This is a genomic window from Pseudarthrobacter sp. NKDBFgelt (assembly GCF_046097905.1).
Classification (GTDB): domain Bacteria; phylum Actinomycetota; class Actinomycetes; order Actinomycetales; family Micrococcaceae; genus Arthrobacter; species Arthrobacter polychromogenes.
Map to the genome: position 1 here is coordinate 1 of NZ_JBJURL010000060.1, position 26,558 is coordinate 26,558.

At 62.8% G+C, this 26,558-nt stretch carries 30 protein-coding genes and 1 pseudogene; 23 read left to right on the forward strand and 8 right to left on the reverse strand.

The window, feature by feature from the left end; translation table 11 throughout:
- Window positions 1-194, reverse strand: a pseudogene (locus tag ACKAE7_RS15160) (glutamine--fructose-6-phosphate aminotransferase); the annotation flags it as partial.
- Window positions 195-300: 106 nt separating this feature from the next.
- Between ACKAE7_RS15160 and coaA the strand changes: the two are divergent.
- From coaA to mscL, 3 genes are all read left to right on the forward strand, one after another.
- Window positions 301-1,296, forward strand: coding sequence for a type I pantothenate kinase (gene coaA / locus ACKAE7_RS15165; protein ID WP_190610442.1), 996 nt, complete (start codon window positions 301-303; stop codon window positions 1,294-1,296).
- A 5-nt stretch (window positions 1,297-1,301) separates the two neighbouring features.
- Window positions 1,302-2,180 (forward strand): D-alanyl-D-alanine carboxypeptidase family protein, encoded by an 879-nt coding sequence (locus ACKAE7_RS15170; protein ID WP_408979621.1) that lies wholly within the window; start codon window positions 1,302-1,304, stop codon window positions 2,178-2,180.
- Between the two features lie 114 nt (window positions 2,181-2,294).
- The gene (mscL, locus tag ACKAE7_RS15175) at window positions 2,295-2,681 is read left to right on the forward strand and encodes a large conductance mechanosensitive channel protein MscL (RefSeq protein WP_408979622.1); all 387 of its coding nucleotides are present in this window, start codon (window positions 2,295-2,297) and stop codon (window positions 2,679-2,681) included.
- A gap of 68 nt (window positions 2,682-2,749) precedes the next feature.
- Here mscL and ACKAE7_RS15180 read toward each other — a convergent pair whose 3' ends face one another.
- The 5 genes from ACKAE7_RS15180 to rplM all read right to left on the reverse strand — a co-directional run bounded on the left by ACKAE7_RS15180 (window position 2,750) and on the right by rplM (window position 6,816).
- A complete protein-coding gene (locus ACKAE7_RS15180; RefSeq protein WP_408979623.1) occupies window positions 2,750-3,565 on the reverse strand; it encodes an HTTM domain-containing protein in 816 nt (271 codons plus the stop codon).
- Window positions 3,550-3,930 (reverse strand): hypothetical protein, encoded by a 381-nt coding sequence (locus ACKAE7_RS15185; RefSeq protein WP_408979624.1) that lies wholly within the window; start codon window positions 3,928-3,930, stop codon window positions 3,550-3,552. The genes ACKAE7_RS15180 and ACKAE7_RS15185 overlap by 16 nt, the downstream gene beginning before the upstream one ends.
- A 42-nt stretch (window positions 3,931-3,972) precedes the next feature.
- Window positions 3,973-5,334, reverse strand: a complete 1,362-nt coding sequence (gene glmM / locus ACKAE7_RS15190) for a phosphoglucosamine mutase (protein WP_408979625.1) — start codon at window positions 5,332-5,334, stop codon at window positions 3,973-3,975.
- Between the two features lie 493 nt (window positions 5,335-5,827).
- Window positions 5,828-6,334: a 30S ribosomal protein S9 gene (rpsI, locus tag ACKAE7_RS15195; protein WP_050684362.1), complete on the reverse strand. Its 507-nt coding sequence runs from the start codon at window positions 6,332-6,334 to the stop codon at window positions 5,828-5,830.
- 38 nt (window positions 6,335-6,372) lie between these two features.
- On the reverse strand, window positions 6,373-6,816 hold the full coding sequence (gene rplM, locus ACKAE7_RS15200; protein WP_015937805.1) for a 50S ribosomal protein L13: 444 nt from the start codon (window positions 6,814-6,816) through the stop codon (window positions 6,373-6,375).
- Between the two features lie 294 nt (window positions 6,817-7,110).
- Here rplM and ACKAE7_RS15205 point away from each other — a divergent pair, with 294 nt between their 5' ends.
- From ACKAE7_RS15205 to ACKAE7_RS15295, 19 genes are all read left to right on the forward strand, one after another.
- Entirely contained in the window at window positions 7,111-7,776 is a 666-nt protein-coding gene (locus tag ACKAE7_RS15205) for a prepilin peptidase (protein ID WP_408979626.1), read from the forward strand.
- A gap of 279 nt (window positions 7,777-8,055) precedes the next feature.
- The gene (locus tag ACKAE7_RS15210; RefSeq protein ID WP_408979627.1) at window positions 8,056-8,274 is read left to right on the forward strand and encodes a Flp family type IVb pilin; all 219 of its coding nucleotides are present in this window, start codon (window positions 8,056-8,058) and stop codon (window positions 8,272-8,274) included.
- A gap of 148 nt (window positions 8,275-8,422) precedes the next feature.
- On the forward strand, window positions 8,423-8,770 hold the full coding sequence (locus tag ACKAE7_RS15215) for a TadE/TadG family type IV pilus assembly protein (protein WP_408979647.1): 348 nt from the start codon (window positions 8,423-8,425) through the stop codon (window positions 8,768-8,770).
- Window positions 8,758-9,726 (forward strand): pilus assembly protein TadG-related protein, encoded by a 969-nt coding sequence (locus tag ACKAE7_RS15220; protein ID WP_408979628.1) that lies wholly within the window; start codon window positions 8,758-8,760, stop codon window positions 9,724-9,726. Before ACKAE7_RS15215 ends, ACKAE7_RS15220 begins: the two co-directional genes overlap by 13 nt.
- 22 nt (window positions 9,727-9,748) lie before the next feature.
- Window positions 9,749-10,531: a Flp pilus assembly protein CpaB gene (locus ACKAE7_RS15225; protein WP_408979629.1), complete on the forward strand. Its 783-nt coding sequence runs from the start codon at window positions 9,749-9,751 to the stop codon at window positions 10,529-10,531.
- A complete protein-coding gene (locus ACKAE7_RS15230; RefSeq protein WP_408979630.1) occupies window positions 10,528-11,727 on the forward strand; it encodes a CpaE family protein in 1,200 nt (399 codons plus the stop codon). Before ACKAE7_RS15225 ends, ACKAE7_RS15230 begins: the two co-directional genes overlap by 4 nt.
- Window positions 11,724-13,181: a CpaF family protein gene (locus ACKAE7_RS15235; RefSeq protein ID WP_408979631.1), complete on the forward strand. Its 1,458-nt coding sequence runs from the start codon at window positions 11,724-11,726 to the stop codon at window positions 13,179-13,181. The genes ACKAE7_RS15230 and ACKAE7_RS15235 overlap by 4 nt, the downstream gene beginning before the upstream one ends.
- Entirely contained in the window at window positions 13,181-14,134 is a 954-nt protein-coding gene (locus tag ACKAE7_RS15240; RefSeq protein ID WP_408979632.1) for a type II secretion system F family protein, read from the forward strand. The genes ACKAE7_RS15235 and ACKAE7_RS15240 overlap by 1 nt, the downstream gene beginning before the upstream one ends.
- A gap of 10 nt (window positions 14,135-14,144) precedes the next feature.
- Window positions 14,145-15,017 carry a type II secretion system F family protein gene (locus ACKAE7_RS15245; RefSeq protein ID WP_408979633.1) on the forward strand — a complete coding sequence of 291 codons (873 nt, stop codon included), beginning with the start codon at window positions 14,145-14,147 and terminating at the stop codon, window positions 15,015-15,017.
- Between the two features lie 8 nt (window positions 15,018-15,025).
- Window positions 15,026-15,238 (forward strand): Flp family type IVb pilin, encoded by a 213-nt coding sequence (locus tag ACKAE7_RS15250; RefSeq protein ID WP_408979634.1) that lies wholly within the window; start codon window positions 15,026-15,028, stop codon window positions 15,236-15,238.
- Window positions 15,239-15,499: 261 nt separating this feature from the next.
- Complete coding sequence (locus tag ACKAE7_RS15255) at window positions 15,500-15,697, forward strand: Flp family type IVb pilin (RefSeq protein ID WP_408979635.1); 198 nt, start codon at window positions 15,500-15,502, stop codon at window positions 15,695-15,697.
- 91 nt (window positions 15,698-15,788) lie between these two features.
- Window positions 15,789-16,163 (forward strand): TadE/TadG family type IV pilus assembly protein, encoded by a 375-nt coding sequence (locus ACKAE7_RS15260; RefSeq protein ID WP_408979636.1) that lies wholly within the window; start codon window positions 15,789-15,791, stop codon window positions 16,161-16,163.
- Entirely contained in the window at window positions 16,151-17,191 is a 1,041-nt protein-coding gene (locus ACKAE7_RS15265; RefSeq protein ID WP_408979637.1) for a pilus assembly protein TadG-related protein, read from the forward strand. The genes ACKAE7_RS15260 and ACKAE7_RS15265 overlap by 13 nt, the downstream gene beginning before the upstream one ends.
- Before the next feature lie 29 nt (window positions 17,192-17,220).
- On the forward strand, window positions 17,221-17,970 hold the full coding sequence (locus tag ACKAE7_RS15270) for a Flp pilus assembly protein CpaB (RefSeq protein WP_408979638.1): 750 nt from the start codon (window positions 17,221-17,223) through the stop codon (window positions 17,968-17,970).
- Window positions 17,967-19,163, forward strand: coding sequence for a CpaE family protein (locus ACKAE7_RS15275; RefSeq protein ID WP_408979639.1), 1,197 nt, complete (start codon window positions 17,967-17,969; stop codon window positions 19,161-19,163). Before ACKAE7_RS15270 ends, ACKAE7_RS15275 begins: the two co-directional genes overlap by 4 nt.
- Complete coding sequence (locus ACKAE7_RS15280) at window positions 19,163-20,677, forward strand: CpaF family protein (protein WP_408979640.1); 1,515 nt, start codon at window positions 19,163-19,165, stop codon at window positions 20,675-20,677. The genes ACKAE7_RS15275 and ACKAE7_RS15280 overlap by 1 nt, the downstream gene beginning before the upstream one ends.
- A gap of 8 nt (window positions 20,678-20,685) precedes the next feature.
- Window positions 20,686-21,618 (forward strand): type II secretion system F family protein, encoded by a 933-nt coding sequence (locus ACKAE7_RS15285; protein ID WP_408979641.1) that lies wholly within the window; start codon window positions 20,686-20,688, stop codon window positions 21,616-21,618.
- 7 nt (window positions 21,619-21,625) lie between these two features.
- The gene (locus ACKAE7_RS15290; RefSeq protein WP_408979642.1) at window positions 21,626-22,510 is read left to right on the forward strand and encodes a type II secretion system F family protein; all 885 of its coding nucleotides are present in this window, start codon (window positions 21,626-21,628) and stop codon (window positions 22,508-22,510) included.
- A 94-nt stretch (window positions 22,511-22,604) separates the two neighbouring features.
- Window positions 22,605-23,069, forward strand: a complete 465-nt coding sequence (locus ACKAE7_RS15295; protein ID WP_408979643.1) for an Hpt domain-containing protein — start codon at window positions 22,605-22,607, stop codon at window positions 23,067-23,069.
- 6 nt (window positions 23,070-23,075) lie between these two features.
- Here the strand turns inward: ACKAE7_RS15295 and ACKAE7_RS15300 are convergent, their stop codons facing one another.
- Window positions 23,076-23,864, reverse strand: a complete 789-nt coding sequence (locus ACKAE7_RS15300; protein WP_408979644.1) for a response regulator transcription factor — start codon at window positions 23,862-23,864, stop codon at window positions 23,076-23,078.
- A 254-nt stretch (window positions 23,865-24,118) separates the two neighbouring features.
- Here ACKAE7_RS15300 and ACKAE7_RS15305 point away from each other — a divergent pair, with 254 nt between their 5' ends.
- Window positions 24,119-25,786 carry a sensor histidine kinase gene (locus ACKAE7_RS15305; RefSeq protein ID WP_408979645.1) on the forward strand — a complete coding sequence of 556 codons (1,668 nt, stop codon included), beginning with the start codon at window positions 24,119-24,121 and terminating at the stop codon, window positions 25,784-25,786.
- 68 nt (window positions 25,787-25,854) lie between these two features.
- On the opposite strand, the gene ACKAE7_RS15310 is transcribed toward ACKAE7_RS15305, so the two are convergent.
- The coding region (locus ACKAE7_RS15310) for a tRNA pseudouridine synthase A (protein ID WP_408979646.1) at window positions 25,855-26,558 on the reverse strand (704 nt) is incomplete at its 5' end.

The window sequence follows — 26,558 nt, forward strand, 5'->3', positions numbered from 1 at the left end:
TCGGCAATCAGGTTACTCAGCTTCCCTGACTTCTTCCGCGACTCGATCGCACCCTTGGACACCACGGCGACCCCGGCAGAGTCATAGCCCCGGTACTCCAGCCGGCGCAGCCCCTCAAGAACAACATCCAACGCGCTGTGTCCGGCAATTCCGCCGTCGACTGAACGGCCCACATATCCCACGATTCCACACATAGCCTCAAGACTATCGGCAGGGGCACCCCAGATCTAAACCGGCAGGGCCCCCGCAGGAGCAGAATATTGCGGCTGCCGCCGCGCGCAGGCCGTGCTCCATTTCGCTATGTGCCGGGCGCGGGGCAGAATCTCTAGAGTGACTTTGCAACGCAACGAGGCGAACGGGGAGGGTGTCTCCCCGTTCGTTGAGCTGGACCGGCAGACCTGGTCCAGGCTCGCAGACGAGATGGAGCAGCCTCTCAACCAAGAGGACATCATCCGTCTCCGTGGCCTCGGGGACCCCCTGGACATGAGGGAGATCCGCGAGGTCTACCTTCCACTCTCCAGGCTCCTGCACCTGTATGTGGAGGCCGCCGGGCAGCTGCACGCCGCCACCACCACGTTCCTGGGTGAACACACCCAGCGCACGCCGTTCGTGATCGGCGTGGCGGGGTCTGTAGCCGTGGGCAAGTCCACCATTGCCCGCGTGCTCCGTGAAATGCTGCGGCGCTGGCCCGGCACCCCCAATGTGGAACTCATCACCACGGACGGCTTCCTCTATCCCCTGGCTGAGCTCAAGCGGCGCCAGCTGCTGGAGCGCAAGGGCTTTCCGGAGTCCTATGACCGCCGGGCGCTGCTCCGTTTCGTGAGCGAGATCAAGAGCGGCGCCGAGGAAGTGCGCGCCCCCTGGTACTCGCATGTGACGTATGACATCGTTCCAGGCAAGGAAGTGGTGGTCCGCCGGCCTGACGTTTTGATCGTGGAGGGCCTGAACGTCCTGGCTCCGGCGCGTCCGCGGCACGACGGGCGGCAGGGCCTGGCGCTGAGCGACTTCTTCGACTTCTCCATCTACGTGGACGCCAAGACCTCCTACATCGAGGAATGGTACGTGGACCGGTTCCGCAAGCTGCGGAGCACCGCGTTCGCCCAGCCGGAGTCCTACTTCCACCGGTACGCCACCCTGTCCGACGACGAAGCGGAGACCACGGCGCGGGACATCTGGAAGCGCATCAACGAGCCCAACCTTGAGGAGAACGTCCTTCCCACCCGGGGACGTGCGCAGCTGGTGCTCACCAAGGAGGCGGACCATTCGATCCGCCGCATGCTCCTCCGGAAGGTTTAACACAGGTGTGCCAGGATTGCTCCCCTGTTTCCGGGCAGGCGGCGAGCCGGCGCAGCTTCACGCGCTTCCTCGCGGCGGGCGCCGGACTCACTGTCCTGGCAGCCTGCACACCGGAGGCACCCAACGCCGTGCCGCCGCCGTCGGCTCCTGCCTCCGCTTCCTCACCGGCTGCGGTAACCGCCACTCCGACCCTGGAAATTACGACGGCGGCGCCCACCACTGAGGCTGCGGCACCGGCCGCGCCGTCCCCCACGCCGTCGCCCTCGGCTGCGCTTCCGCGGCAGTTCTCCCACACTGATCCGGCCAGCCCCTGGTTGATCGTGAACAAGCACCGTCCGCTGGTACCGGCGGGGTTCGTCCCGGCTGACCTGGTGCGTCCCGCCGTCGCCATGACTGCTTCCGGTGAGGCGTCGCTGCTGAACAGCACGACGGCAGCTGCTGCGGAGGCCATGTTCGCGGCGGCCGCGCGGGACGGCGTGGCAATGGTCCTGGCCAGCGGGTACCGCTCATACACCACCCAGGTGGCCACCTACAACGGCTATGTGGCCTCCCGCGGCCAGGCCGACGCGGACACGGCCAGCGCCCGGCCCGGCTATTCGGAGCACCAGACGGGCTGGGCGTTCGACATTGCCGACGGCAACGGCGCCTGCGGGTTCCAGCCGTGCTTCGCGGACCAGCCCTCGGCCGTCTGGGCCAAGGCGAATGGGCACCGGTTCGGGTTCGTGGTGCGGTACCCGTGGATGTTCCACCCCATCACGGGGTACTACTACGAGCCCTGGCACCTGCGGTACATCGGGGTGGAGGCGGCCACGGACATGGTGAACCGCGGGATATTTACCTTGGAGGAGTACTTCGGTGTGGAAGCGGCTCCGGGGTATCCGTAGGGATGTGCGGACGCCCCGGCCGTACGATCGGCAGGCCGGCTTAGTTCCCGACACGGGCAAGTAATTTACTTTGCTGTCATGTGCGGCTCATATGGGTGCGCTAGCCTGGTCCGTATGTTGACAGGATTCAAGAATTTCATCATGAAGGGCAACGTCGTAGACCTTGCCGTCGCCGTCGTGATGGGTGCCGCTTTCGGCGCCGTCGTGACCTCCATCGTCGAGGGCCTGCTCACACCACTGATCGGGCTCCTTTTCCAGGCCAAGGGCATCGAGGAGATGCAGTGGGAGGGGTTCCTGTATGGACAGGTCATCTCGTCCATCATTTCGTTTGTGCTGATCGCCGCCGCGATCTACTTCGTGGTCATCATGCCCATGAACCACATGATCGAACGCCGCAACCGCAGGCTGGGGATCGGCCAGGACGTAAAGGACGAGGCGGACGAGGATCCGCAGATCGCCCTGCTCACCGAGATCCGGGACGCGCTGAAGAGCCGTTCCTAAACGCTTATTGCCGAAAGTGGCCCGTTTCCTTTCCGGAAACGGGCCGCTTTTTGTTGTGCCGGGCTGTCTTACGGTGCTTTCGACGACGATTGTCTGACAAGCCGCATCCCAGACAAAATTCGATCGGGGGCAGCCCACGCAAACAATATATAACCGGTCGCCATCAGTAACCCAAAGCCGATAAGGGGTGCGGGCGAGTCCAGCAGAACCACAATTCCAATATGTAGGCCAGCCCCCACAACGAACGCGAGCTTTCTCAGCCTAGGTATCCATAGGGCTACTGCAAGGAAGGTCTCAGCCACAATGCTGGAAGCAGCCGCAACGGGCAGCAACTGCTCCGGGATGGGCACCCAACCTTGGAGGAAAGTCGAGAGGACCTCCCCGGACAGATACTGCGGGTTCACCTTCGATAGGGCAGTCCACGCATACAGCGTGGTGATTAAAATCTGGATTAGGAATGCGGGCCAGTACGAGACGGATGTCGCGCGAGGCGAGCGCGAAAAGCGCCAAGCATTCGCGGAGCCGCTCACTCCTAGGAATGCAGCCAACATCATGAGAAGAACCATGTGGTTGCTATAGGTCTGTTGCTCAATGAGGAGGACTAAAGCGGTAGTAGTGGCCACCATGATCGCAGGCAGTCTACCCGCAATTCCAAGAATCATCGCAACCGCGGCGACGATCGAGACAACGAATAGCGCTCGAACAAAATCTAGGCTAAGCAACGGCAAAGCTTCGAATACTGGAAGCGCCAAATATTGCCCCGAGGAGGCCCTGGCGAGCACCCGCACCCATTCGAAGGAGAACCACACAGCGACCACGCCGACCAAAATCCGGCAGAGTGCCAGTGGACGGGGATCTATAACATCAGTCAAAAACTTGTGCATGAATACACCACCCGATGCTGCGGCACAGAACGCGTCAGCTGCACTGAATCCACGTTGGGTTGCCGCTCACAGATGTGCCTGGCCACAGGAAGAAAGTAGTCAATTTCTGGCCTAAAGCCGGAAGCAATGTCGCCTATATTGCGCTCTTCGATAGAACCGTCAGAGAGTCTGACTTCAATTTCAGGTAGGTGCACCGCCGCAGCATACATATGCCAGCCGAATTTGGCGGGTCGCGGTTCATCGACGGAGGCAAGAGGCACTAAGAGCATCACGCCAAGCGCTAAAACGACAAACCCGCCGCGAAGAAGAAAGACCATTCGCCCCACAGTTGTGTCATCTGTGGGAAATAAATTTGTTGTCCCCATAGTCAGATGCTAGTTCAAGAACTAACTCAACTCGAGGTGAATTTAGTCAGCTATAAGTTCCAGGGCGAGTTCGGCACGGACCACCTGGGCCAGGTGCTCGGCAATGGAGTGGGCGGTTTCTTCGTCCGCGGCCTCCACCATCACGCGCACCACGGGCTCCGTGCCGGAGGGGCGGAGCAGGACACGACCGGTATCGCCCAGTGCGGCTTCTGCTGCCGCCACGGCCTGGGCTAGGACCTCGTTGCTGCCGACGCGAGTGCGGTCCACGCCCTTGACGTTGATGAGGACCTGGGGAAGCTTGGTCATCACGGTGGCGAGTTCTTTGAGCGGCTTTCCGGTCAGGGCGATCTGGGCCGCGAGCTGCAGCCCGGTGAGGACGCCATCGCCGGTGGTGGCGTAGTCCGCGAAAATCACATGGCCGGACTGTTCCCCGCCAAGGTTGAAGCCGCCGTCGCGCATCTCTTCCAGCACGTAGCGGTCCCCCACTGCCGTTTCGCGGATGCTGATGCCGGCCTGGCGGAGGGCGATCTTCAGGCCGAGGTTGCTCATCACGGTGGCAACCAGGACGTCGTCCTTGAGCTTTCCGGACTCTTTGAGCGCTACGGCGAGGATGGCCATGATCTGGTCGCCGTCCACCTCGGCGCCTTCGTGGTCCACGGCGAGGCAGCGGTCGGCGTCGCCGTCGTGGGCGATTCCCAGGTTGGCGCCGTACTTCAGCACAGCGTCCTTGAGGGGGCCAAGGTGGGTGGAGCCGACGCCGTCGTTGATGTTGTGGCCGTCCGGTTCCGCGCCGATGACGATCACGTCCGCGCCGGCGTCCTTGAAGACCTGGGGTGAGCAGCCGCTGGCGGCGCCGTGGGCGCAGTCCAGGACCACTTTGATGCCCTCCAGGTTGTGCGGGAGGGTGCCCAGAAGGTGGACGATGTAGCGGTCCTCGGCGTCGGAGAAGCGCTGGATGCGGCCAACGTCCGCGCCGACCGGGCGCACCGCCTCCTTGGACATCTGGGCCTCGATGGCGTCTTCGACGTCGTCCGGGAGCTTCTGGCCGCCGCGGGTAAAGAACTTGATGCCGTTGTCCGGGGCAGGGTTGTGGGAGGCGGAGATCATTACGCCGAAATCCGCGTCCAGATCAGCAACCAGGTAGGCCGCCGCGGGCGTGGGGAGGACACCGGCGTCGTAGACGTCAATGCCGGAACTGGAGAGCCCGGCCTCCACCGCGGCGGCGATGAACTCGCCGCTGGCGCGCGGGTCACGGGCCACCACGGCGCGCGGTCGCGTTCCGTTGGAGTTGCGGTCGTGGCCGAGCACGACGGCGGCCGCCTGGGCCAGCTGCATAGCCAGCTCCGCAGTCAACAGACCGTTCGCCAGGCCCCGGACACCATCAGTTCCAAATAATCTAGACACCGGTCAAGTCTAGAGGATGGGGCTGCTGCGGCTTGAAACGGCAGGTCAGTCAGCCTTGCCTGGCACCTTGAGCTGCGTGGCCGCGGCAGTCGTCGGTTGGAATCTCTCTCACGCCCTGCCAAACCGCTGGGATGTCAGATGCCACCCATTGCACTCACTGCTGGGGTAGACGCTGGCCTCACGTGTTCCACGATGATTCGAGCGCTGGATGGCTCGGAGAGCATGCACGGCAATTTTCCGGCTAGGATAGATGATTTTGACCCAATGAGCCACGGGCGAAGTCCAATTCAGGAAGTCGCGTGGCTCACTTCTACACTTGATCGGCTGTTTAGTACAGACCGACCCGGATCCACTCGAAGTGGCTGGTCGGGTACAAAGTAATGCGGTTTTGGTGTCACCGCATTCACAAATTAGCAAGAGCACTTGTTCGATTAGGAATTAACGACAGAAGCCCACCCCGCCAATGGCGGGACGGGCTTCTGTGCAAGCGGATTTAGCGCTTGGAGTACTGCTGAGCCTTGCGGGCCTTCTTGAGGCCGGCCTTCTTACGCTCGATGACGCGGGCGTCGCGAGACAGGTAACCGGCCTTCTTCAGGGTGGCGCGGTTGTTCTCGACGTCGATCTCGTTCAGCGAACGGGCGATGCCGAGGCGCAGTGCACCGGCCTGGCCGGAGATGCCGCCACCGTGGATGCGGGCAATGACGTCGTAGGCGCCTTCGAGATCAAGGATCTTGAAGGGCTCGTTGACGTCCTGCTGGTGCAGCTTGTTCGGGAAGTAGTTGTCCAGCGCACGGCCGTTGATGGTCCACTTGCCGGAGCCGGGGACGACGCGAACGCGTGCAACGGCTTCCTTGCGGCGGCCAACAGCTGCGCCGGCAACGGTCAGGGCCGGGCGCTCCTTCTTCGGCGCAGCCGCGTCAGCAGCTGAGCTTTCAGAGGTGTAGCTGGTCAGGGTTTCCTCAGCCTCAACGGCTTCGGTGGTCTCTTCGTTCTGAGCCACGATTCTCCTTGTATAGATAAGTTGTTTGGTGGCCAGGACTACTGGGCGACCTGGGTGATTTCGAAAGTCTTGGGCTGCTGGGCGGCGTGCGGGTGCTCAGCACCGCGGTAAACCTTCAGCTTGCCCAGCTGCTGGGCAGCGAGGGAGTTCTTGGGGAGCATGCCCTTGATGGCCTTCTCCACGGCGCGGACCGGGTTGGATTCCAGGAGTTCCGCGTAGTTGACGGAGGTCAGGCCGCCCGGGTAGCCGGAGTGGCGGTATGCGCGCTTCTGCTCCAGCTTGGCGCCGGTGAGGGCAACCTTTTCAGCGTTGATGATGATGACGAAGTCGCCCATGTCCATGTGGGACGCAAAGGTGGCCTTGTGCTTGCCGCGCAGCAGGATTGCGGTCTGGCTCGCGAGACGACCAAGGACAACGTCTGTGGCGTCAATGACGTGCCACTGGCGGTTGATATCGCCGGGCTTCGGGGTGTACGTACGCACGGTGTTTGCCTCGTTCTTGTTCTGGCGTTCTTTTTTAGGTGTCACTAGCTCGTGCACCTACTATCTGCGCGCTACCGGAACAGAGGTGAGGGCTCTATGTAACCAGTCATCCTGTGGTTCCGAATGTGCACGTTGAGTAGTTATCCTGCAACCGGATTCTCAAGCGGGCACGCACCATCGGAATAGGACACGCACAACGACTCCCAAGATTAGCGCGTTAAGGGGTTCAGGGTCAAAATGGGGTAGCCGGAGGTTGCCCAAGCACCTGCCGGCCTGACGAACGCAGGGGGTCGCGTGATTGCATCGGGTACAGACGGTTCCGTCGCGTGGCTGCTGGTGACCGCATCCGCCCTCTTAGGGCTAGTTCTCTCCCCCCTCGCCGAAAACCTCATCGCTAAGCGTCTTCCCCGCCTGGGCGGCCTTCCTACTGTGCCAGTCAGAGTTACGACGGCGGCAATTACCGCCGTTCTTTGTGTCGCCTTTAGCTTGCGGTTCGGCTTAGAACTCGGGCTGCCGGCTTTCCTGTTCCTGGCAGTTCTCGGCGTGCAGCTGTCCCGGATCGACATCGCCCTGCATTTGCTGCCCAACCCGCTCGTGCTCATACTGCTTGCCGGCGGTTTCCTCCTATTTCTAATGCCAGGATTTCCTAATATGCAGGCCGATGACCTGCTTCGCGCGGCACTCGGAGCCCTGGTTCTGTTCGCTGGCTACCTCGTTTTGGGCCTTGCCTCTCCGGGAGCCATCGGAATGGGCGACGTAAAGCTCGCCGCACCTGTCGGTCTCTACCTCGGGTACCTAGGCTGGAGCCAACTGCTATACGGTGGCTTGCTTGGGTTCATCCTCAACGGTGTAGTCACGGCGTTGCTTCTCAGCAGAAAAGGCCGGAAAAAGGCGTCAGAAGTGGCCCATGGGCCGTCAATGCTCGGTGCTCTCGCTGGGGCCAGCCTCTTCATTCCATAGCCCTCGATCTAGCGCCAGTCCAGGCCCTCTCTATGCCTGGGCTCCTCCTTCCAAGTAGTCGGCCACTGTACTCGCCTGCCTACTTGAGTACCTCCCCCATCTTTCGAGTACGTACTTTTCGCGCCCCCTGAAAAAGTCGAGTACCACTACGCATTGTTGCCTCTACACCCCCAATGACAATCTCTTCTTAGCGAAGTCCAGCCGCTAAGGATTTATGGGGGCAGCTGGAAATTCGTTGAAATCATATAAACCCATTTCACCGAATTAAAGGAAATTACAATGACTTCTCTCATGGTCTCAATGACTGTTTTTATCGCCGGCATCAAGGAGCGCTTTGAATCGGAAAAGGGCGCAACGGCCACAGAGTACTCACTGCTGGTCGGCCTGATTGCACTCGTGCTTGTTGGGGGTGTGGGAGTCTTCGGCGGTGCACTCGATACCTGGTTCGATAACCTCGGCGGCATCGTCACCGGCTGGACCACCCCTGCCGCGACCTAAATAGCAGGTCCATTCGACTCTCTAACGTGCCGCGTTCACGTTCTCAGAACGTGAACGCGGCACACCTCGTTACTCCGCTGCGACCGTCCAGGGGGACCCTTTGAATTGCAGCCAAGAAAGTTCAACGAAGGAGAAGGGTGCAGTGGCTGTGGAGTTCGCTCTAGTGGCACCGATTCTCATCGCGTTACTAATTGCCATCGTGGAATTCGCGAATGCCTACAATATTCAGGTTTCTGTAACGCAAGCCTCGCGAGAAGCAGCGCGAACAATGGCCATAACCAAGGACCCAGCGCAGGCAACGTCTGCCGGCAAAGCGGGAGCCCCTTCCATCGACACGTCGCTACTGACTTTTGACTACGGCCTGGCAAGTTGCCCCGCGGCGACACCAGCGCCGAATGCCGTAGTGACCGTAACTTACACCGGAGCTTCATTAACCGGATTTTTTGGGTCTTCCCTGACTCTTAGCGGTAAAGGGGCTATGCAATGCGGCGGTTGAGCGCAAAGACAAAACCTTGTACATCGAGTGAGCGCGGCGCGGCGGGCGTGACAGTCGCGGTCATGATGCTCGTTCTGATCGGCGCGGGGGCGGTAGCCGTCGACGTGGGGCAGATTTATGCAGAGCGTGCCCAGCTGCAGAACGGCGCGGATGCAGGCGCTCTGGCAGTAGCAGCTAGCTGTGAGCCTGGACCCTGCGATCCGTCAGCTGCTGCACCATTGGCCGATGCCAACTCCAACGATGACGAAAGCGATGCCTCCGTAGACCTAACCGTTCTTGGTCAAGTTACCGTGCGCACGTCGACCAGAAATGGATCCTCAAGTTTCCTAACCAAGATGTTTGCGTCAGCGTTGAGCGCGGGACCAGTTTCGGTGGGTGCCACGGCAACCGCTGCCTGGGGATCTCCCGGATCCGGTCCCGCGGCTCTGCCCCTGACCTTCGCGCCATGTCAGTTCGACGTAGACGGATCCATCCACACAATTCTGACGCACGGCAGCGAAAGCTGTGTGAGCGATAGTCCTTCGGGAGCGCCAATCCCGGGTGGCTTCGAATGGCTCATTCCGGATTCCGGCGAATGCGAGGCAACCGTGCATCCGGATGACACGACGACAGCCGGTGTTGTAGATCCGTACGCAATTTCAAAGACGGGCCTAAGTTTCCCATCAGAATGCAAGGACCTCATACCTACGTATCTGAACCAAGTAATCCTGTTTCCAGTCTTCTCATCCGTCGTAGGAACGGGCGCTAACGCGAAGTATTACATCAAAGGCTATGCAGCCTTCCTGCTCTTGGGCTACAGCTTTCCGGGATCAACTGGAGGCGACCAAACGGGCCTCGGCGGAACGAACCGCGGAGTTCGGGGAAAGTTTGTCAGCTGGGTCGCTGATCCGGCGGTATACGACGGAGGCGGTTATTCCGGCGGAGGCGCCGAGCTGCCACCACACCTCGTGAAGTAGAAATCCACAAAAGGGGAAAGTAATGAAAGCACGCCTACTGGGAGGCATCGCCGCGCTGGTTGTCGCAATTATAGGCACCGTCCTTCTCTTCAATTACGTGCAAGGGGCCGATCGCCGAGCACTTGCCAACACAGAAACGGACGACGTCCTAGTCATAAAGCAGGAGGTGGCGGCTGGCACTCCGGCCAGCCAACTCGGCCAATACCTCATCACGAAGACCGTTCCGCGTACAGCAGTGGCCGAAGGCGTTGTTGACGATCTGGAATCTCTTGGCTCGAAAGTTACGGCCGTTGCCCTGCAGCCTGGAGAGCAATTGCTCAACAGCCGCATGGTGGACGCCAACGCGTTCCTGGGACCCGCCAGGGTGGAGGTTCCCGAAGGACTGCAGGAAATCACAGTCCGCCTCAGCATCGACCGGGTCGTTGGCGGCAAAATACAAGCCGGCGACACAGTGGGGGTCTTCATTTCGCTGGGCGATGCTGGCGGAGCTGAAGCCGAGGGTGGCAGCGGGACACAGCTGACATTCCACAAGGTGCTCGTGACAGCCGTCCAGTTCAGCTCAGGCCAAGCAGCGCAGAGCCAAGGTGAGGCGACGCAAGCCAGCTCGCAGGGCGCCCTCAATGCAGACAGCCAGGCTAAGCAGACTTCCAGCGACTCCTACCTAATCACATTCGCCAGGAACGCCGTTGATGCTGAAAAGCTGGTGTACGCCGCGGAATTCGGGAAGATCTACCTCTCGAAAGAGCCGGCGAGCGCCACCGAGGGCACCAGCGGAGTCGTCAACCAGACAAAGGTATTCCGATGAGCCGGTTCATTTTGATCTCACCCTCCGTGGATTATGAACGCAAAGTTCGGGCATCCGTTGCCCCCTTGAGCGGATCGCTCCAGTACTTTCAGGCGGCATACCTGCCTGAATCTCCGGAGGACATCCTTCGGCAGCAAGCCGGCGAACCGCCCGAGGTCCTGATCCTTGGCCCCGGCCTGCCCCAGGATGAGGCACTGAAGTTTTCAGCCATCATGGACCTGCAGTACCCCGAGATCAGCATTGTTTTAGCTGCGGACGACGACGGCGAGCTGGCACTGAACGCCATGCGTTCAGGCATCCGGGATCTCCTTTCGCCCTCGGCCGACATGGACCAGGTGCGGGCTTTGGTGGAACGCGCAAGCCTTGCTGCGGCGGGACGTCGACGCGGACTGGGTCCCAACACGGCGGAACGCCCCACTACCGAGGGAGGCCGGGTAATCGCCGTCATGTCGCCCAAGGGTGGCGTTGGCAAAACAACGATTGCCAGCAACCTCGCCATCGGTCTGGGACAAATCGCTCCAATGAGCGTCGTTGTGGTGGATCTGGATCTCCAGTTCGGTGACATCGGCAGCGGTCTCATGCTCGAGCCCGACTTCACCATTACGGACGCAGTTGTTGGTGCGGCGAGCCAGGATGCCATGGTCCTCAAGACGTACTTGACACTGCACGCCGGTAACATCTACGTCCTCTGTGCCCCCCGCAACCCTATTGACATGGATAGGATCAGCGGCGAACACATCAGCCACCTCTTGCGCCAGCTCCGCGCCGAATTCCAATACGTGGTGGTGGATACGGCTCCTGGGCTTGGTGAACACGTGCTCGCAACCCTGGAACAGGCAACAGATGCTGTTTGGGTTTGCGGTATGGACATCCCGAGCATTCGGGGTTTGCGAACGGGGTTCCAGATTCTTTCGGAGCTTGACCTGCTCCCAGATCATCGACACGTTGTCCTCAACATGGCCGACCGCAAGACCGGCCTCACCGTTCAGGACGTAGAGGCGACAATTGGCGCTCCGGTAGATATAGTCCTTCCCCGGTCCAGGAATGTCCCCTTCTCGACCAACAAAGGCGTTCCCCTACTGCAGGACGGTAGCAGGGACCCGGCAGCGAAAGGCCTCAGGCAGCTGGTGGAGCGTTTCAAACCGAACTGGGAAGCTCCACGCAAGAAGCTGCACAGAAGGGCGGTAGTCCAGTGACTCTCTCACACCGATTCGCGAAGTTGCGCGGCGACGAAGTCAGCGGTGTCGAGGCGCCGGCGTCTTCCACCTCACAACAACAGCCAGCTACCCTGGGCGCCATCCAGCAGGCCCAGGCGACTCAACAAGCTCAGGCCCCCGCTGCGATGGAGGTGACCACCGGAAACGCCAGCGAAGCCTTGTCGGGTCTGAAAGAGCGCGCCAGCCAAGCTCTTTATGAGCGTCTTGGTTCTCGGATCACAGATTCCTCCTTGGAGGAATCTGAGCTTCATCAGTTCGTAAAGGATGAGCTGAAAGCCGTCGTAGATGAAGAGCAAGTCCCACTGTCGCAGGGGGAACGGCAGCGGCTGACCCGGGAAATCATCGACGATGTCCTTGGCCACGGTCCGATGCAGCGCTACTTGGACGACCCTACTGTCACTGAAATTATGGTCAACCGAGCTGACCAGATCTACGTTGAACGTAACGGCCACCTCTTCCTGACGGACACGAAGTTCAGTTCCGAAGAGGCGTTGCGCCGAGTAATTGAACGAATAGTGACGCGCATCGGGCGCCGGATTGACGAGTCTTCACCCCTTGTGGATGCACGTTTGGCAGATGGTTCACGCGTGAACGCCATCATTCCACCGCTGGCCGTCAATGGCGCATCCCTCACCATCCGAAAGTTTGGGAGGGAGGCGCTGACGGTACAAAAGCTGATCAGCTTTGGCAGTTTGTCCCCCGAGATGGCCGAACTCCTGCAGGCATGCGTCCTCGCCAAGATGAACATCATCGTGTCGGGCGGTACGGGTACTGGCAAGACGACGATGCTGAACGTACTCTCATCTTTCATTCCGGCCACGGACAGGATTGTCACCATTGAGGACGCGGTTGAACTGCAACTCCAGCAGGACCACGTAGTCAGGTTGGAGAGCAGGCCGGCAAACATCGAAGGCAAGGGCGAAGTCTCCATCCGCGATCTGGTGCGTAACTCGCTTCGCATGAGGCCAGACCGAATCGTTGTTGGTGAAGTCCGCGGTGGTGAGTCCTTGGACATGCTCCAGGCGATGAATACGGGGCACGACGGATCGATCTCAACTGTTCACGCGAACTCCCCCAGGGATGCAGTAGCCCGATTGGAGACCTTGGTCCTTATGGCGGGTATGGACCTTCCGCTTCGAGCCATCCGGGAGCAGATCGCATCAGCCGTAAACCTCATCGTGCATATTTCGCGGCTTCGTGACGGATCCCGGCGTGTAACGCACATCACAGAGGTCCAGGGAATGGAAGGTGACATCGTCACGCTTCAGGACGCCTTCGTCTTCGACTACTCGGCTGGCATAGACGCCAACGGGCGTTTCCTCGGGAAGCCGATTCCCACTGGCGTGCGGCCACGTTTCACAGACCGTTTCGAGGAACTGGGCATTAGGATCTCTCCCACTGTATTCGGTGCACAAGCGGTCAGGGGACGGTAATGGACACTCCAGAAGCCCCAATGCTGATGTTGGTAGCGGGCGTGCTCATGATCTTCACTGCGATGATTGTTCTGTTCGTCGTGGTCCTCAAGCCCGGAAGCGCGATCCCCCTCTCACGGCGTCGGCCGGATGTCGCCTCCGCTAGCTCAAGGCTGACCGTCTTGACCGATTCAGCGGTGGGGGCAATTAACAAGCAGCTGAAGGGAAAGAACGACTTCCTGGTCAGCCGGGAGAAACTCGAGCGGGCAGGCCTCAAAACCCAACCCGCCGATTTCCTGCTCATGATGGGCGCAGGCACCGTCGCTGGCAGCGTCTTCGGATTCCTCTTGGGTGGACTGTTCTTCGCGATTCTGATGATCGCCGTCGTACCTGCCGGCATGATGGCCTACCTTGCCGTATTGACCTCGCGCCGCAAGAGCAAGTTTGACGAGCAACTGCCCGACACACTGCAAATGCTGACGGGGAGCATGCGGGCAGGGCACAGCCTCATGCGGGCAATTGATGCTTCTGCTCGGGAGACAGACGCTCCAATGTCCGAGGAGCTGAGCCGAATAGTCAACGAAACCAGGATCGGGCGGGACCTTGGGGAGTCCATGATAGACGTCTCCGCACGCACCGGCAGTGAAGACTTTGCGTGGATCTCCCAGGCCATCGAAATACACCGGGAAGTGGGCGGCGACCTTGCTGAAGTGCTTGACCACGTGGGGGAGACCATCCGAGATCGCAATCAGATCAGGCGTCAGGTCAAAGCCCTCAGCGCAGAAGGAAAGATGTCGGCGGCCGTTCTCATGGGACTCCCGGTGGTGCTTTTCTTCGCTCTGATCCTGATCAACCCGCAGTACGCCAAGACGTTCACCAGCACGGTTCCAGGATTCCTCATGCTTGGCGCCGCAGCTGTGATGCTCACAGCCGGCGGCTTCTGGCTCAGCCGCTTGATCAAACCGAAGTACTAGGAGGGTCGACATGTCACCCATGGCACTTGGGGCAATTCTGGCCATTATTCTGCCCATCACGTACCTGGTATGGTCCGTTGCGGCGACTGACAGGGTTGCGTTGCGGAACATCCAAGCCAATCTTGGTCAGCGCGCAAGGAATGCGGCGCCGCAGAATCTCGCGGCAGAGTTCGGCGCCATTGCACGCAAAGTCACGCCAGTAGGCTACGTTGCCTGGCTGGACAAGCAGCTGGCAGCCGTGGGCAGGCCCAAGGATTGGCCCCTGGAGCGGCTGCTGATTGTGAAGCCAATGCTGGCGCTCGGCGCCGGCGTCCTTGGGCTCCTCAACTTCCTCGCCTCACCGGCACCCGCACGCTTTGCAGTTCTGGTCGCCGCGCTGGCATTCGGGTACTTCGCACCGGACCTGCTGGTACGCACCAACGCTGAGAAGCGCAGGGCCAAAATTCGACAGGAGCTGCCGAATAGTCTGGACCAGATGCTGATCTCGGTGCAGGCTGGGCTGGGATTCGAGGCTGCGATGGCCCGCACCGCCCAGAATGGCAGTGGACCGCTCGCAGATGAGATGACCCGCACTCTGCAGGATATGCAGGTGGGACGCTCCCGCAAGGAGGCCTACCTGGCAATGTCCGATCGCGTTGACGTACCCGACCTCCGTTCCTTCATTCGTGCGATTGTCCAAGCCGATGCGTACGGCATAGCCATCGCGAAGGTACTGAAGGTTCAGGCCCACGAGATGAGGCTCAAGCGCCGGCAGCGGGCCGAGGAACACGCGATGAAGATTCCAGTGAAGATCCTCTTTCCTCTTATCTTCTTTATTTTTCCGACCCTCTTCATCATCCTGCTGGGCCCGGCCGTCATGAACATTGTCGCCGCCATTTCCTAGGAGGAATTATGAATCGTCTGACTATGACCGTGCTCCGGGTGGCCGCGTTGTTCACCCGCCTGCGCGACCCGGAACGCGGCGCCACCGCGTCGGAGTACAGCATTCTCACTGGGTTTATAGCAATGGTGATTGTCGCCGGTGTGGGTCTCTTCGGGACCCGACTCAACTTCTTTTTCGGTTTCCTCACCACTGGCGTGAAGACTGCTCTAGGTATCCCGTAGTCTCCCCGCCGCAGCGCCGCCAGGCGCCCCACATACCGGACCCCCTCGGCACCCAGAACCGAGGGGGTCCGCTTGTGTGCGCTCGGCCTTGCGAAATCCAGCGTTAGCGCAGCGAGGACCCAGTAATAGCGCAGGAGAAATACACCCTGTAAAGCCTTTGCGCAGGATGCTCCAAGATCCGGGTTTGGTGGCAAATCTGCTTGCTAACTTCGTTTCAGTGCTGGTGCAGGGCCAGCCATCCGTCTCGCTCAGGAGTACAGAATGCTTTCTCTTTACACCAACCTCATGATCCGCCTCCGTAACGAAGAGAAGGGCGCTACTGCTGTTGAATACGGCATCATGGTCGCCCTCATCGCCGTCGTCATCATCATCGCCGTTAGCACCCTCGGTGGCACTTTGACCGGGCTCTTCGAGGACGTCAACGCCGACATCATCACTCCCCCGGCTCCCGCCGCCTGATAGCAATCCGGTTCCGGCCCCCCATATCGGAACCGCACCGCCTCAAAGAAGCAGGCCCAAAACACGAGTCATCCAAGAGGAGGTGCAGCAGGTGTCACACGATTCGGAACGCGGTGCAGCCGCCGTCGAATTCGCGATCCTGCTGCCCCTCCTCTTGATGCTTGTCCTGGGAACCATCGAGTTCGGCCGGGCCTACAACGCCCAGATCACCCTCACCAACGCAGCCCGCGACGGCGTCCGGGTGATGGCCATCGGCAACGATCCAGCCGGGGCAAAGTCCGCAGCCCAGAACGCCGCGGCATCCGTCAGCAGCACCATCCCCGCCTCGGACATCACTCTCAGCACCAACGCGTGCAGCACAGGCGCCCAGGTGACCCTCACCATCAAGTACAACCTGTCCACCATCACCGGCATTGCCGGCCCATTCCCGATGACCGGCAAGGGAGTCATGCTGTGCGGCGGCTGACCCTGGACAAAGCAACAAACGAAGAAGGCGCCATCAGCGTCATCGTCGCCATCCTCCTGGTGACCCTCCTCGGCTTCGTGGCCATCGCCGTGGACGTCGGGGTGATCTACTCGGAACGCGCGCAGCTGCAGAACGGCGCCGATGCCTCAGCCATTGCCCTCGCGCAGAAATGCGCACGGGACGCAACGGATTCAGTGTGTTCCACAACGTCCACCCTCGCGGTGAGCCTCGCCAACCAGAACGCCCTGGACGGAATGAGCGACGTGCACACCATCGAGCTCGACACAACCGCACGGAAAGTCAGTGTCACCACCTCCGCGAAAGAGGCTGGCGGCACGGACAACTCCGTCTCCCTCTTCTTCGCCGACGTCCTCGGCGTTCCCACCAAAGAAGTGGGTGCCCGGGGATCGGCCATCTGGGGCAGCCCCCAGGCCGGCCGCACCGCATTCCCCCTGGCATTCTCCGTGTGCCAGGTCAAGGACAACATCGGCGGCGGTCTCCAACTCCTCCAGGAACACGGCAAGAACGCCAACGCCGACTGCAACTACGGCCCGTCCGGGGCGGCAGTGCAGGGCGGTTTCGGCTGGCTTGTCCAGGACGCCGGACAGTGCGGCGGCACCATCGACCTCGCCGTCAGCGAAGGCGGCAGCGACCCCGGCAACAACGCCCCCGGCAACTGCACCACCGAACTCAACCGCTGGGCCAGCGACATCACCGCCGGCCGCGACGTCATCGTCCTCCTCCCGGTGTTCAACACGGTCACCGGAACAGGAAACGGTGCCGTCTACGGGCTGGTCTCCTTCGCGGCCTTCAAAGTAACCGGATGGAAATTCAGCGGCGAATCGTCCCTCCCCTACACCTTCCAAAACAGGGCATCGACGACGACGGGCGTCACAACCGCCACGGCTTGCCGCGGCGAGTGCCGCGGCATCATCGGCAAATTCGTCAAATACGTCTCCCTCGCCGACGGCTACACCCTCGGGCCCGTAGACGAATACGGCGCCACCATCGCCCGCCCCGTCCTCTAGCCATCACCCCAGATATTCAGGAGCTGAAAGTGAAGTCTCGCCTGCTCGCCGGAACGGCCGCGGTTGCCCTGGCGCTCGTGGGAGCCCTCCTCATCATCTTCTACGCGAACGGCGCCGACCAGCGGGCCCTCGCATCCACCGAACCCGTGGACGTCCTGGTGGTCAAGACCGCCATCCCCGCCGGCACCCCGGTCAACGACATGGCTGCTTCCCTGGTCATTGAAACCGTCCCCGCCGCTGGGAAGTCCAAGTCCGCGCTGAGTACGTTGGACAACAAGGCCAACACCGTCAGCGCCGTGGACCTCGTCCCGGGCGAACAGCTCCTGGCAGAGCGGCTCGTGGCCCCCGACGATGCTGAGGACGAGGGTGCAACGAAGGTCCCGGCTGGCTTCCTTGAGGTCTCCTTCCAGTTGGAGCCGCAAAGGGTGGCTGGTGGACGTATCAACGTCGGTGATCACGTTGGCATCTTCCTCTCCTTTGAAGACGGCGCCTACAAGCCCAAGCTTGAGGATCCAACAACCCAGCTCACTCTCCGCAAAGTCCTGGTGACTGCCGTTCAAGGGGCCGCTAGCGCAGAAAAGCCCACCGAGGGCGAGGCTAACCCGCAGGACGCCGCCCTTCCGGCAGGAGCGCTTCTGCTCACCGTCGCAGTCACCGACGTCGACGCCGGCAAGATCGTTTTCGCCTCCGAGTTCGGCAGCCTCTGGCTCACCAAGGAACCCCTGGACGCCCAGGACAACGGACCCCGGATCGAACGCAAGGAAGTGGTCTACAAGTGAGCCGGTTCGTCCTCCTCTCCCCCAGCGGTGAGTTTGACCAGAAGCTGCGCGCCGCCGTCGCCCACGGCCTCCGCGGTTCCGTCCAGACCATCGCCTCGGACATCCTCCCCGCGGGTCCCGCCGAGCTGTTTTCCCTCCTCAACCAGGAGCAGCCCGAAGTCCTCATCATCGGCCCGGACGTCCCCTACGAGGAGGCGCTGCGGTTCGCCAAGGTCTTCGACGTCCAGCTCCCGGGCCTCAGCCTGGTGCTGGTCAGTGACATCGAGCCGTCCTTCCTGGTCCATGCCATGCGCGCCGGCATCCGGGACATCCTCAGCCCGCAGGCCGACGCCGCCGAGATCCGCGTGCTGCTGGAGCGCGCCTGCCAGTCTTTCGCCACCCGCCACCGGAGCCCCGAAACGCAGGCGGCGGACAACGGCGGCAAGGGTCTGGTGATCGGCGTCTTCTCGCCCAAGGGCGGCGTGGGCAAAACCACCCTGGCCACCAACATCGCCATCGGCCTGGGCCAGATCGCACCCATGAGCGTGGTCATCGTGGACCTTGACCTGCAGTTCGGCGACGTCGCCTCCGGCCTGTACCTTAACCCCGAACACACGGTCACGGACGCCGTCACCCCGGCCGCCGCCCAGGACTCCCTGGTCCTCAAGGCGTTCCTCACCGTGCACCCTGCCGGGATCTACGCACTGTGCGCCCCGCCAAACCCGGTGGACGCGGACCACATCACGCCGGACCAGATCACCCGTCTACTGGAACAGCTTGCCCAGGAATTCCAGTACGTGGTCCTGGACACGGCCCCCGGCATGCCCGAAATCGGGCTCGCCGCCATGGAACAGTGCACCGACGTTGTGTGGGTCAGCGCCATGGACATCCCCAGCCTCCGCGGCCTGCGCTCGGGCCTGGAGGTGCTCCGCCAGCTGGAGATCATGCCCGAGTCCCGGCACGTGGTCCTGAACATGGCCGACGCCAAGGCCGGCCTCAACGTCCGGGATGTCGAGTCCACCATCGGTGCCCCGGTGGACGTCAGCGTTCCCCGGTCCCGCGCCGTGGCCCTGTCCACCAACCGCGGCATCCCCGTCCTCCAGGAATCCAAAAAGGACCCCGCCGTCAAGAGCCTCCGCCAGCTGGTGGAGCGCTTCAACCCGGCGTGGCGTACCCAGACCCAGCGGAAACTTCACCGAAGGGTGGTCATCTGATGAAACTTTCCGAACGGATCAGCGCGGTCCAGGACCGCAACCAGTCCGCCGGCAGCGGCGTTGCCGTGCTCGAACCCCCGCGTCCCGCGGCCGCCCCGGCCGGAACCCGGGAGGGCGAGCTGCGGCACCTTCCCGCCGCTCCCGCCGTCGTGATTCCAACGTCCGACGCCGGTGCCTCCCCTGTGCCTAAGGCACAGTCCGTGGATGTCTTCGCCGCGATGAAGCACCGTGCGGCCACCGCACTTTTTGAGCGGATGGGCGCGCGGTTCAACGACGCGACGGCCACCGAGCAGGAGCTGCGGAGCACGGCCAAGGAGGAGCTGACGCGGATCATCGACGCCGAACAGGTTCCGCTGACGCCCGAGGAACGGACCCGGCTGGTCCAGGATATTTCCGACGACGTCCTGGGCTTCGGCCCCCTCCAGCGCCTGCTGGACGATCCCGCCGTCACCGAAATCATGGTAAACCGGATGGACCAGATCTACGTTGAGCGGAAGGGCAAGCTGACCCTGACGGAGTCCCGCTTCAGCTCCGAGGAGCACCTGCGCAAGGTCATCGAGCGGATCGTGTCCAAGGTGGGCCGCCGCATTGACGAGTCCTCCCCGCTGGTGGACGCCCGCCTCGAGGACGGCTCACGCGTCAACGCCGTCATCCCTCCGCTGGCCGTGGGCGGCTCCTCACTGACCATCCGCAAATTCAGCAAGGTCCCCCTGACCGTCCGCAACCTGATCGACTTCGGCACCCTCACCCCCGAGATGGCCGAGCTGCTCAACGCCTGCGTCAAGGCCAAGCTCAACATCATCGTCTCCGGCGGAACGGGCACCGGCAAAACCACCCTCCTGAACGTGCTGTCCTCCTTCCTGCCGGCGGACGAACGGATCGTGACCATCGAGGACGCCGTGGAACTGCAGATCCAGCAGCAGCACGTGGTCCGGCTCGAAAGCCGCCCACCGAACACCGAGGGCAAGGGGGAGGTCACCATCCGCGAACTGCTGCGGAACTCGCTGCGCATGCGCCCGGACCGGATCGTGGTGGGCGAGGTCCGCGGCGGCGAATCGCTGGACATGCTCCAGGCCATGAACACCGGCCACGATGGCTCCCTTTCAACGGTCCACTCCAATTCCCCCCGGGACGCGGTGGCCAGGCTCGAAACCCTGGTGCTGATGGCCGGCATGGACCTGCCGCTGCGCGCCATCCGCGATCAGATCGCCTCCGCCGTCAACCTCATTGTCCAGATCTCCCGGCTCCGTGACGGCTCCCGCCGCATCACCCACGTCACCGAAGTCCAGGGCATGGAAGGGGACATCGTGACCCTTCAGGACGCCTTCGTCTTCGACTACTCCGCCGGCGTGGACGCCCACGGCCGCTTCCTCGGCAAGCCCGTGGCCACCGGAATCCGGCCCCGGTTCATCGACCGGTTCGAGGACCTGGGCATCCACGTCTCCCCCGGTGTCTTCGCCGGACCCCAGACGATGAACCAGCCTCCTGCGGGCCAGAACCACGGCGGACGGTGACGGCGGCCATGATCCTTGCTGCCGGAAGCGCCATCCTGCTGATCGCCGTAGCCCTGTTCGGTGCCGCTGTCCTCCTGCCCAGCGCGCCGGACGTGCCGTTGGACCGCCGTCGCCCTTTTGATCCGGAACCGCCGTCATCCCTGACGCGCGTTGCGCTCTCCGCCGTCCGGTCCTTCGAACGGCTCCTCGCCGGCCGGAACATCTCCCTCTTTGCCCGGTCCGAGCTCGAGAATGCCGGGCTTCGGCTCAGCCAGGCCGAGTTCTTCCTGCTGGTGGGAATCGGCGCCGGCGTGGGGATGCTGGTCGGCACCGTGACCGTGGGACCCCTGGTGGGGCTCCTCCTGGCGCTGCTGGCGCCCTTCATCGGAAAACTTGTCCTGGGATTCCTGGCCGGGAAACGGCGGGCCACCTTCGACAGTCAGCTGGGAGACACCCTGCAGCTCCTGTCCGGCGGCCTCCGCGCCGGGCACAGTATCCTGCGCGCCATCGACGCGGCGGCAGCGGAGTCCCAGAAGCCGACGTCAGAGGAGATGCGGCGGGTCATCACGGAGACCAGCCTGGGCCGTGACCTGCTGGCCGCCCTCAACGACACCGCAGACCGGATGAAGAACGAGGATTTCGTCTGGATCTCCCAGGCCATCCAGATCAACCGCGAGGTGGGCGGCAACCTGGCGGACGTCCTGGACCAGGTCAACGAAACCATCCACGAGCGCGCCGAGATCAAGGGCCACATCAAGGCCCTGGCCGCCGAAGGTAAGTTCTCCGCCTACATCCTGATCGCCATGCCGTTCGGCATCGTGGCCATGCTGCTCGCCGTCAGTCCCAACTACATGAACTCCATGTTCACCCATCCCCTGGGCTGGGCCATGATCGGGGCCTCGTTTGTCCTCATGACCATCGGTGCGCTGTGGATGCGCAAGATCATCGACCTGAAGTTCTGAGGAAGCCATGAACCTGACCGTTCTCCTCTCCGTCCTGCTGGTCTGCGTCCCCCTGGCCGGACTGGCATGGTCTGTCCTGACGGTGGACAAGCAGGGCCGCGCCGCCGTCAACGATCTCCTGTCCCGCGGTGCCGCACCCGTGGCTGTTGCCGCCTCCGGCAAACCCGGGATGTTCGAAGGCATCGGCCGGCGCCTCACTCCCCCCGCCTATGTCGCCTTCCTTGACCGGCTGCTGGCCCTCGCCGGCCGGCCTGCCTCGATGCCGCTGGGCAAGGTCCTCGGTTCCAAGCTGGGGATAGGCCTTGCGGGCATCACGGTAGGCATCTACCTGACTGCCATCGGAAGCACCCCGCTGATGAAGCTTTCAGGCCTTTTTGTCCTGTTCCTGGGCTACTTCATCCCGGACCTCCTGCTCTACAGCAAGGGGCAGGAACGCCAGAAGGTCATGCAGCTGGAACTGGCCAACACCCTGGACCAGATGCTGATTTCCGTGGAGGCGGGCCTCGGCTTCGAAGGCGCCATGGCCCGCGCAGGGGAAAACGGCAAGGGCCCGCTGGCTGAAGAACTGGTGCGGACCCTACAGGACATGCAGGTGGGCCGCAGCCGGCGTGAGTCCTATACCTCCCTGGCCGAACGGACCAGCATTCCGGAGCTGCGCAGCTTTGTGCAGGCCGTGGTCCAGGCGGACACCTACGGCATCGCCATCAGCCGGGTGCTGCGGGTGCAGGCCAAGGTCATGCGGGTAAAGCGGCGCCAGCGGGCTGAGGAGAAGGCGATGAAACTCCCGGTGATGATTCTGTTTCCGCTGCTTTTCTTCATATTTCCGGTTCTCTTTATCGCCATTCTTGGGCCGGCCGTCATCAATACCGTGGTGACTTTCAGCGGACAGTAAAGCCAACGCAGTACCGCCTGAAAGATCGCTCAAGGTTTCCACAGGATCCCCCGAAATAGGACAACGGAAGAATTTCAGGAAGTAGCCTTGAACAATGCACAGTCAAGATCCCGGCACCAGCCGCGAGGCCGCCGCTGCGGGCTCCCTGCCGCCAGGGATCGCTTCAGCTGCCGGGACCGCGCTGCCACAGGAAGCGGCCGGTCACTTGCCGCTCGTTGACGCAGCCGTCCTTGAAGAGCTGGAAGACGAGCTGGCCGGCTCCGGCCTCGCCCAGCGGTTCGCCCGCGACTATGCCGCCATGTGGGACCAGCGCTACGCCCGGCTGGCTGCGGCGGTGGACGAGCAGGACAGCGCCTCCGCCCTGGACGCCGTCATCAGCCTCAAGATCACTTCCGCCATGGTGGGCGGCCTGCGGCTGGCGAAACTCGCGGAACTGCTTGAGTCCGTGATCCGCCTGGGCGACTTCGGCCAGGGCCGGGCGCTCATGGAACGCGTGGCCCAGGACGGTGGGCAGACGGTCACCGAGCTCCAGGCCACCTACATCCTGGAAAACGACTGAGCCCGCCTACTCTTCAAACGGCCTGCTGGGGGCCAGCCGGTAGCCCACGCCGCGGACCGTCTGCAGCCAGCGCGGGGACAGCTGGTCCTCCTTGAGCTTGCGCCGCAGGTTGCCCACATGGACTTCGACGGCGCGTTCGTCTGCTTCGCTGATGTACGTGTCGTCGTCGTAGAACTCGCCGCGCACTGCCCGCACAAGGTCAGCCCGCGTGCACACCGCACCGCCGCCCCGGAGCAGCACGTGGAGCAGGTCGAATTCGCTCCGGGTCAGCCCAAGCGGTTCGCATTTGATCTCCACTGTCCGGGTTCGGTGGTTCAGGGTCAGGCCGTTGTGCTGCAGGACAGCCGAATCGTGGCTGACCGGCGCTGCGGCCGCCGTGGCAGGTGTTCCCCATGCCGGCGCGGGCCTTTGCCCATTAATTTCATGCCGCGGCCGGCGCATCATGGCGGCCACCCGTGCCCGGAGCTCCCTGGGCCGGAAAGGTTTGGCGATGTAGTCGTCCGCTCCCGCGTTGAGGGCAGACAACAGGTCCGGCTCCTCTGTCCGGCCGGTCAGCATCACCACGTAGGCGTTGCTGAAATGGCGGATCCGCCGCAACACTTCAAACCCGTCGATGTCCGGAAGGCCGATATCCAGCGTGACAACATTGGCCTGTTTGCTGCGGACCACTTCCACGCCGGCACGTCCGTCCACCGCTGTATGCACTTCGAATCCCGCCTGGGTCAGCACTCCCTCAAGGAGGTTGCGGACATCGGCATCGTCTTCAATTACTACAGCCACACCAAGTTCATCCATTGATATCCCTGTGCCAGGCGGACATGGCCCCCCATCAGCCCAGCGCCAATGCCATACCCGCTCCAACCATTTATACGCTACTAGTAAGCCCTGCTGATCACATCCTTTTCAGCAGTCATTTTGGAAAGTCAATTACTATGACAAGACATGTGGATTATGAGACGGAAGGATGTGCCTGGGAGTGGCCAGCAGGAATTCGAGCGCACGCGCGGACCGGCTGTCCGGTCCAGGCCGCGGGGACCTGAATCCCGCTAATGGCTGAGCACCTGTTCCAGCGCGGACCTGCCCGCTTCTTCCGTAGCCTCGGACCACGGGCTCAGGTGGCCCTGTGCCAGCTGCCGCTGACGTTGATCGTGGCGGCGCTGGCCGTGGCCACTCCCTTCGCCTGGCCAACCCTGCTGCACAGCCCCGTCTACCTGTCCGGCATCCTCCTTCACGGCGCCCTGTTCCTCGGCTGCCTCCTGGTGCCCTGGGAGCGCCTGGCCCACCGGCCCTACCTGCTGGTCCCGGTCCTGGATTTCCTGGCTATCGGGCTGCTCAGGAACGGCGCCGCACCCCTGCTCCCGGGACTGGCAGTCCTGGCGGTCTTCCCGGTGATCTGGCTCTCGGCCTCGGGCATGCTGGCCCGCAGCAGCCTGGTCCTGAGTTTCTTCGGAACCATGCTCATTATGGTCCCGTCCCTGGCCGGCCGTTTCCCCGCCCTGACAGCCTCGGACATCACCACCGTGCTCCTCTTTCCCCTCATGATGCTCTCCGTCTCCCTCGCCATCCGCTTCGCCAGCGTGCACCTCCGGCTCCAGCAGCAGGAACTGGCCAAGAAGGACGGGGAACTCCGGAAGCTGCTGCACGAAAGCCGGGAACGGGAAAAGCTCCTCCAGACGGTCCTTGACGCAACAGACGTCGGCATTGCCGCCGTCGACCGCTACGGGCATTTCCTGGTGTCCAACAGCCGGCAGCGGCATTTCCGCGAGGCCACCAGGGCAGACAGCGCAGTCCCCGGCCAGGGGCACCAACTGATTTTCGGGCAGGACCGGCGGACCCTGCTGCCGCCCGAGAAACGCCCCATCAGCCGGGCCATCGCAGGAGAATCCTTTGCGGACTACCTGGTGTGGGCCGGAGAGGGAGCGGACCAGCGCGCGGTGTCGACGGCGGCCAGGCCCCTGGTGGGCGACGACGGCAGCTTCAACGGCGCCGTTGTGGTGTACAACGACGTCACCGGCTGGGTGGAGGCACTGGCCGCGAACCAGGAGCTCGTCTCGAACGTGTCCCACGAGTTCAAGACGCCCCTGAATTCCATCATCGGCAACATCGACCTGGTGCTGGACGACGCCGGCGCCCTGCCGCCGCAGGTGGCCCACCGTTTGCTGGTGGTCCAGCGGAACGCGGAACGGCTGCTGGCCTTGGTTGCGGACCTGACGGCGTCGGCGTCGGCTGCCCTGAATGTGCACCCCAAGAGGACTGACCTCGCCAGCCTGGTGGAGACGAGCCTGGGGTCGGCGCAGGCACAGGCCGAGCGGGCCCACATCCGGCTCAGCGCGGACGTGCCCTCGCCCCTGTGGGCCTACGCAGATCCGCTCCGGATCGGGCAGGCGCTGGACAACCTGGTGTCCAACGCCATCAAGTACTCCCCCGACGGCGGCACGGTGAGCATCAGCGCCCGTGCGGGAAAGGACTGGGTCCAGCTCAGCGTCAGCGATACCGGAATGGGAATGTCCCGGGAGGACAGCGCCAGGGTCTTCAAACGCTTCTTCCGCACGGAATCCGCCCAGCGGGCCTCAATCTCGGGGGCCGGGCTGGGGCTCTCCATCACCAAAATGATCGTGGAAGGCCACGGCGGCACCATCAGCTGTGAGAGCGGCAAGGGAAAGGGCAGCACGTTCACGGTGACCTTGCCCGCGGACGGCCCTCCGCCGTCGTTCTAGCGAATCGATTGCTGCGTACTTGTCGTTTTCGGGCATGAAAACGACAAGTACGGAACAATCGATGGGGACTAGTGTTCGCGCCGCGCCCGGGTCAGCTCCGCACGGGCCGGCAGCTCGTCGTCGGACGGGTAAGCGACCTCTTCCAGAACCAGCGGATGCGGCGCGGCAAGGACCGACTTCGCGTCCCGTTTCTTCGCCAGGAGCCGCTCGTGCAGCCAGCCGGGTTCCTCAACGCCCTCCCCCACGTACAGGGCAGACCCGATCAGGGCCCGGACCATGTTGTGGCAGAACGCGTCGGCCTGCACCGTAGCAACAATGACGCCGTCCTCCCCCCGCGCGAACTCGAAGCGCTGCAGCTCACGGATGGTGGTGGCGCCCTCGCGGGGCTTGCAAAAGGACAGGAAGTTCTGGAGCCCCAGCAGCTTGGATGCGCCCTCGTTCAGCAGCACAACGTCCAGCGGGTTCTTGTGCCACAGCGTGAAGTAGCGTTCCAGCGGGTCCCAGAGGGCGGGGCCGTCCGCGATCCGGTAGCTGTACCGCCGCCAGAGGGCTGAGAAGCGGGCGTCGAAGCCCTCCGGCGCCAGCGAAATGCGGTGCACCTCCACTGCGCCTGTCAGGTCACCAAGGATCCGGCTCAGTGCGCCCCGGATGCGGCGCAGCATGGCGACGGCGGGATCGAGCTCGTGCCCCCGCGGCAGTCCCTGCCACTCGGCTTCCGTCAGGTCCAGGTGGACCACCTGGCCGCGGGCGTGCACGCCGGCGTCGGTGCGCC